Origin of the sequence: Mycolicibacterium elephantis DSM 44368 (assembly GCF_004014805.1) — a bacterium.
Lineage (GTDB): Bacteria > Actinomycetota > Actinomycetes > Mycobacteriales > Mycobacteriaceae > Mycobacterium > Mycobacterium elephantis.
In genome coordinates this window covers 1-5,171 of record NZ_ATDN01000050.1, presented here as the reverse complement: position 1 = coordinate 5,171, position 5,171 = coordinate 1, and the positions used below count along the sequence as shown (strand labels likewise).

Below are 5,171 nucleotides of genomic sequence, written 5' to 3'. Positions count from 1 at the left end.
CAGGGACCGACACGCCGCCATCACTTACACCACTCCCCGGGACGTTCCCCTCTCGCCGGTGCGGTGGTGTCGCCGGTGATCACCGCACATCCCACCGAAACGCGGCGACGCACCATCTTCCTCACCCAGCATCGGATCACCGAGCTGATGCGCCAGCGCCTGCACGGCTACGACGACATCGAAGACGAGCTGCGCAGGCACATCTTGACGATGTGGCAGACCGCCCTGGTCCGGTTGTCGCGGCTGCAGATCCAGGACGAGATCGAGACCGGGCTGCGGTATTACCCGGCGTCGTTCTTCGAGGTCATCCCGCGGGTCAACGCGGAGGTGCGCACGGCGCTCTCGACGCGGTGGCCCGACGCCCGATTGCTCGAGGAGCCCATCTTGCGGCCCGGTTCCTGGATCGGTGGGGACCGCGACGGCAACCCGAACGTCACCGCCGAGGTGGTACGGCTGGCGACCGGGGAGGCCTCGTTCACCGCGCTGGACCACTACTTCAGCGAGCTCGCCGCGCTCGAGGAGGAGCTGTCGATGTCGGCGCGGCTGGTCAGAACCAGCGCCGAGCTGACGGCGCTGGCCGACAAGTGCGTCGACCCGGCCCGTGACGACGAGCCGTACCGCCGTGCGTTGCGCGCCATCCGGGCCCGGCTGACCAGCACCGCTGCCGAGATCCTCGACCGCCAACCCGAGCATGAACTCGACCTCGGGCTGCCCCGGTACCGGACATCGCGCGAACTGCTCGCCGACCTGGACGTCGTGGACGCCTCGCTGCGCGGCCACGGCAGCGCGGTGATCGCCGACGACCGCCTCGCGGTGCTGCGGGAATCGGTGCGGGTGTTCGGCTTTCACCTGTGCGGGCTTGACATGCGGCAGAACTCCGATGTGCACGAGGAGGTGATCGCCGAGCTGCTGGCGTGGGCCGGTGTCCACCCCGACTATCGCTCGCTGGCCGAACAGGACCGCGTCGAGCTGCTGGCCGCCGAGTTGGCCACCCGGCGGCCGCTGGTGAAACCCGACGCCGAACTCTCCGAACTCGCCCGCAAGGAACTCGACATCATGGCCGCGGCAGCGCGCGCCGTGCGGGTGTTCGGGCCGTCGGCGGTGCCCAACTACGTCATCTCGATGTGCGAGTCGGTCTCGGACTTCCTCGAAGCGGGGGTGCTCCTGAAAGAGGCGGGCCTGTTGGATGTTTCGGCCACGCCGTGCTACGCCCCGGCGGGCATCGTGCCGCTGTTCGAGACGATCGAAGACCTGCAGCGCGGCGCCTCGGTGCTGGAAGCGGCGCTAGAGGTTCCCGCGTACCGGGCCGTGGTCTCGGCGCGCAGCGACAACCAGGAGGTGATGCTGGGCTACTCCGACTCCAACAAGGACGGTGGATACCTGGCGGCCAACTGGGCGCTGTACCGTGCCGAACTCGATCTGGTCGCCTCGGCGCGTAAGACGGGAATTCGGTTGCGGCTCTTCCACGGTCGCGGCGGTACTGTCGGGCGTGGCGGCGGGCCGAGCTACGAGGCCATCCTCGCGCAGCCACCGGGGGCGGTGAACGGATCTCTGCGGCTCACCGAGCAGGGTGAGGTGATCGCCGCCAAGTACGCCGAACCGCAGAGCGCGCACCGCAACCTCGAGACGCTGCTGGCCGCGACGCTGGAGGCCACGCTGCTCGACGTCGAAGGCCTCGGTGACGACGCGGATCCGGCGTACCGGGTGCTCGACGACCTGGCTGCCCGCGCCCGCCGGGCGTACTCCGAATTAGTGCACGACACACCGGGTTTCGTGGACTACTTCAAAGCCTCCACACCGGTCAGCGAGATCGGTGCACTCAACATCGGCAGCAGGCCGACGTCGCGCAAACCGACCACGTCGATCGCCGACCTGCGCGCGATTCCGTGGGTGTTGGCCTGGAGCCAGTCGCGGGTCATGCTTCCGGGCTGGTACGGCACGGGTACGGCGTTCGAGGAGTACATCGCAGGCGGTGATGAGCAGCTGCAGGTGCTGCAGGACCTGTATCGGCGATGGCCGTTCTTCCGCACCGTGCTTTCGAACATGGCGCAGGTGCTCGCCAAGTCCGACATGGGCCTTGCGGCGCGCTACTCGGAGCTGGTCGAGGACGAGACACTGCGCAGGCGGGTCTTCGACAAGATCGTCGCCGAGCACGGTCGCACCATTCGGATGCACAAGCTGATCACCGGCCACGACGACCTGCTGGCCGACAACCCGGCGCTGGCACGTTCGGTGTTCAACAGGTTTCCCTACCTGGAGCCGCTGAACCATCTGCAGGTGGAGCTGCTGCGCCGATACCGCTCCGGCGACACCGACGAGCTTGTGCAGCGCGGCATCCTGCTCACCATGAGCGGGCTGGCCACCGCACTGCGCAACAGCGGATGACCGCGTTCAGGTTTCGCCGGCCCGTCGTCGCCAGGCCGCGGGTGGCATGCCGGTCTCACGCTTGAACGCCCTGGAGAAGGCGGCCTCGGAGTCGTACCCGACTCGCTTCGCCAACTGGAGCGTCGATCTGTTGCCCTGCCGCAGTTCGTGTGCGGCGATGTGCATCCGCCAGTGGGTCAGATACTGCATGGGCGGAACGCCGATGAGCCGGTTGAAGCGATCAGCCAGCGCGGAGCGTGACAGCGCCACCTCCCGGCTCAACGCCTCCGCGGTCCAGGGATCGCCCGGCCTGGCGTGGAGCAGGCTGAGCGCGTGTGAGACGTAGGGGTCCCTGAGTCCCCCCAGCCAGCCGGTGTGTTCTGCCGGCAGCCCCTCGGCATACCGGCGCACGGCTTCCACGAACAGCAGCTCGGAGATCTTCGCCAACACGGTCTCCGAGCCCAAGCGCCCGGTTGCGATCTCCTCGGCGGCGTAGCTGAAGGTGCTACGGATCCACTGGGCCTGCCCGCCCTGTCCGAGGTGAAGCCGAAGGGCCGAGGGCAGCGCCGCGACAACGGGATTGCGCCCGAGGTTGTCACCGCCCAGAAACCCGCAGACGATCCGGGTCGGGGCGCCGCCGCCACCGATCCGGATGGCCGACAGCCGGCCGCCGACGGGTGGTTTGACTACGTCATCGCTTGCCACCGGCCGCAGGCGCAGGTCACCCCCGAGGAGATGTAAGTCGTTGCGCGGGAACATCACCAGTTCGCCGGCGCGCAGTTCGAACGGAGAGTCGCCCGGCATCTGCACGCGTAGCCGGCCTTCGACCACGAAGTGGTAAGGAATGATCTCGGCCGTCCTGCCGAGGTATGGAGCGCACGTCTCCGGCCGCACCCGAGTGCTCAAGCACCACGGCTCGGAGAACTCCGCGTGCAGAAACACTCCGCCTCGTAAGGGCGTGGTTCGCAGCACATCCGACAATGGATCCATTCCATCACCCCGGTGTTTCGATCAAGACCGCCGGTGAAACAGCCATTGCAACCGTGGCCGGCATATCCCAAAGTCTTGTGCACCAGAGGCCGCGTTGCGGACGATTTGATCAATTCGAGGTGATCCGAATGGACGAACACAAACTGAACGCCTTTGCCGGCCAGATACTCCACGACCTCGGTGGCGCTTTCGGAATCGCGTTGGTACGCATGGGCCGTAAGCTCGGACTTTACGAAGCATTGCGAACCCGAGGCCCGCTGACGTCGGCCGCGCTGGCGCGAGAGGCCGGCCTGGCGGAACGTTATGTCCGGGAATGGCTGTCGTATCACGCGGCATCGAATTACGTCAGTTACGACCCAGTGACACAGCAGTTCTCGTTGACTGCGGAGCAGGCCGCGGTCTTTGCCGACGACAGCAGCCCCGTCTACCTGGTCGACGCGTTCGACGCAGCCGCCGCCTACCTCGGAAACCAGGACAAAGTGCAGTCGGCGTTCATCACCGGCGGCGGAGTCGGATGGGGGCGACAGACGACCTGCCTGTTCTGTGCGGTTGCTCGCTTCTTCCGGCCGGGGTACACGGCCCACCTGATCGACCATTGGCTTCCCGCACTGAACGGCGTGGTGGACAAGCTCGACAAGGGCGCGAAGGTGGCCGACGTCGGATGCGGACACGGCTACACCACGGTCATGATGGCCAACGCTTTTCCACACTCGGAATTCGTCGGCTTCGATTTCCACCCGGAGTCGATCCACGAAGCCCGCAAACATGCCAAAGTGCACGGCGGACACGACAACATCCGGTTCGAAGTCGCCGCCGCGGCCGACTACCCGGGCACCGACTATGACCTCGTGACGTTCTTCGACTGCCTGCACGACATGGGCGACCCGACGGGCGCGGCCGCCCACGTGCGCCGCTCGCTGAAGCCCGACGGGTGCTGGATGATCGTCGAGCCGTTCGCCTACGACACGCTGGAGGAGAACATCAATCCCGTCGGGCGGTTGTATTACGCGGCCTCCACGATGGTGTGTGTTCCGGCGTCGCTCGATCAGGAGGTCGGGGCCGCGCTCGGCGCGCAGGCCGGCGAACGCCGACTGCGGGAAGTCGTGACCGGCGGTGGTTTCCGAACCCTTCGCCGAGCCACCGAAACCCCCTTCAACCTCGTGCTTGAGGCGACCGGCTAGAGCCCCGCGGTTCGACGCACCCTGTTCACCGCGCCCCGCACCACCCGTTCGGTGGCGGCCAACGGCGACATCACCGATTCTCCGATGCCGACGATGCGTTCGACGCGCGCGACGATTCCCTCCATGCGGTCCACCACCGCGTTCAGCCGCGGCGCGAGTTCGTTGATGCTGTTGATGGTCTCGTTGAACCGCTCCAGCGTGGCGTCGAGGTTCGCCGTGGAGCTGTTGAGGTCCTCGAGGGTCTCGCTGAGACCCTCCAGGATCGTGTCGACCTGCTCGACGGTGACATCGGCGTTGAGCGCCGCCTGCGCCAGCTTTCTGATCCGCTCGGGCCCGGTGCGCACCGGTCTGCCGCCTCTGTCTGCCATGACCGCCATTATGACCGCTCGAGGGAACCGCCGGGGCGCTGTGGGCGTCTAATCGATGTGACGAACTGCGGAGGGGATACTCCACCTCGCCAATGCCGGACCGACCCGCGACAAGCATTTGTCATACGGGATGAGTATCGGTCATCGGCCGACTACACCGCGGGTTACCGCGATGGCGAAACCGGCTGTCCGGCAACCGGCTACGACTGACGGTGTGTCAGAAGGGTGGGGGTTTTTCGTTTTGGGTGAGCCAGGCTTGGTGTTGGCG

Annotated in this window: 4 protein-coding genes; 2 read left to right on the top strand and 2 right to left on the bottom strand. The window is 66.7% G+C overall.

The features are described 5' to 3' along the window. Positions 1–2,385, top strand: a 2,385-nt coding sequence (gene ppc, locus MELE44368_RS22720; RefSeq protein WP_128110558.1) for a phosphoenolpyruvate carboxylase, incomplete at its 5' end; no start/stop codon positions are given. Between the two features lie 6 nt (positions 2,386–2,391). Here ppc and MELE44368_RS22715 read toward each other — a convergent pair. Next, the gene (locus tag MELE44368_RS22715) at positions 2,392–3,354 is read right to left on the bottom strand and encodes an AraC family transcriptional regulator (RefSeq protein WP_128110557.1); all 963 of its coding nucleotides are present in this window, start codon (positions 3,352–3,354) and stop codon (positions 2,392–2,394) included. On the opposite strand from MELE44368_RS22715, the gene MELE44368_RS22710 reads away from it, so the two are divergent. Next, positions 3,345–4,535 carry a class I SAM-dependent methyltransferase gene (locus MELE44368_RS22710; protein ID WP_241566735.1) on the top strand — a complete coding sequence of 397 codons (1,191 nt, stop codon included), beginning with the start codon at positions 3,345–3,347 and terminating at the stop codon, positions 4,533–4,535. The two genes, MELE44368_RS22715 and MELE44368_RS22710, sit on opposite strands and share 10 nt — an antisense overlap. On the opposite strand, the gene MELE44368_RS22705 is transcribed toward MELE44368_RS22710, so the two are convergent. Beyond that, on the bottom strand, positions 4,532–4,903 hold the full coding sequence (locus MELE44368_RS22705; protein ID WP_128110556.1) for an ATPase: 372 nt from the start codon (positions 4,901–4,903) through the stop codon (positions 4,532–4,534). The two genes, MELE44368_RS22710 and MELE44368_RS22705, sit on opposite strands and share 4 nt — an antisense overlap. Positions 4,904–5,171 lie beyond the last annotated feature (268 nt).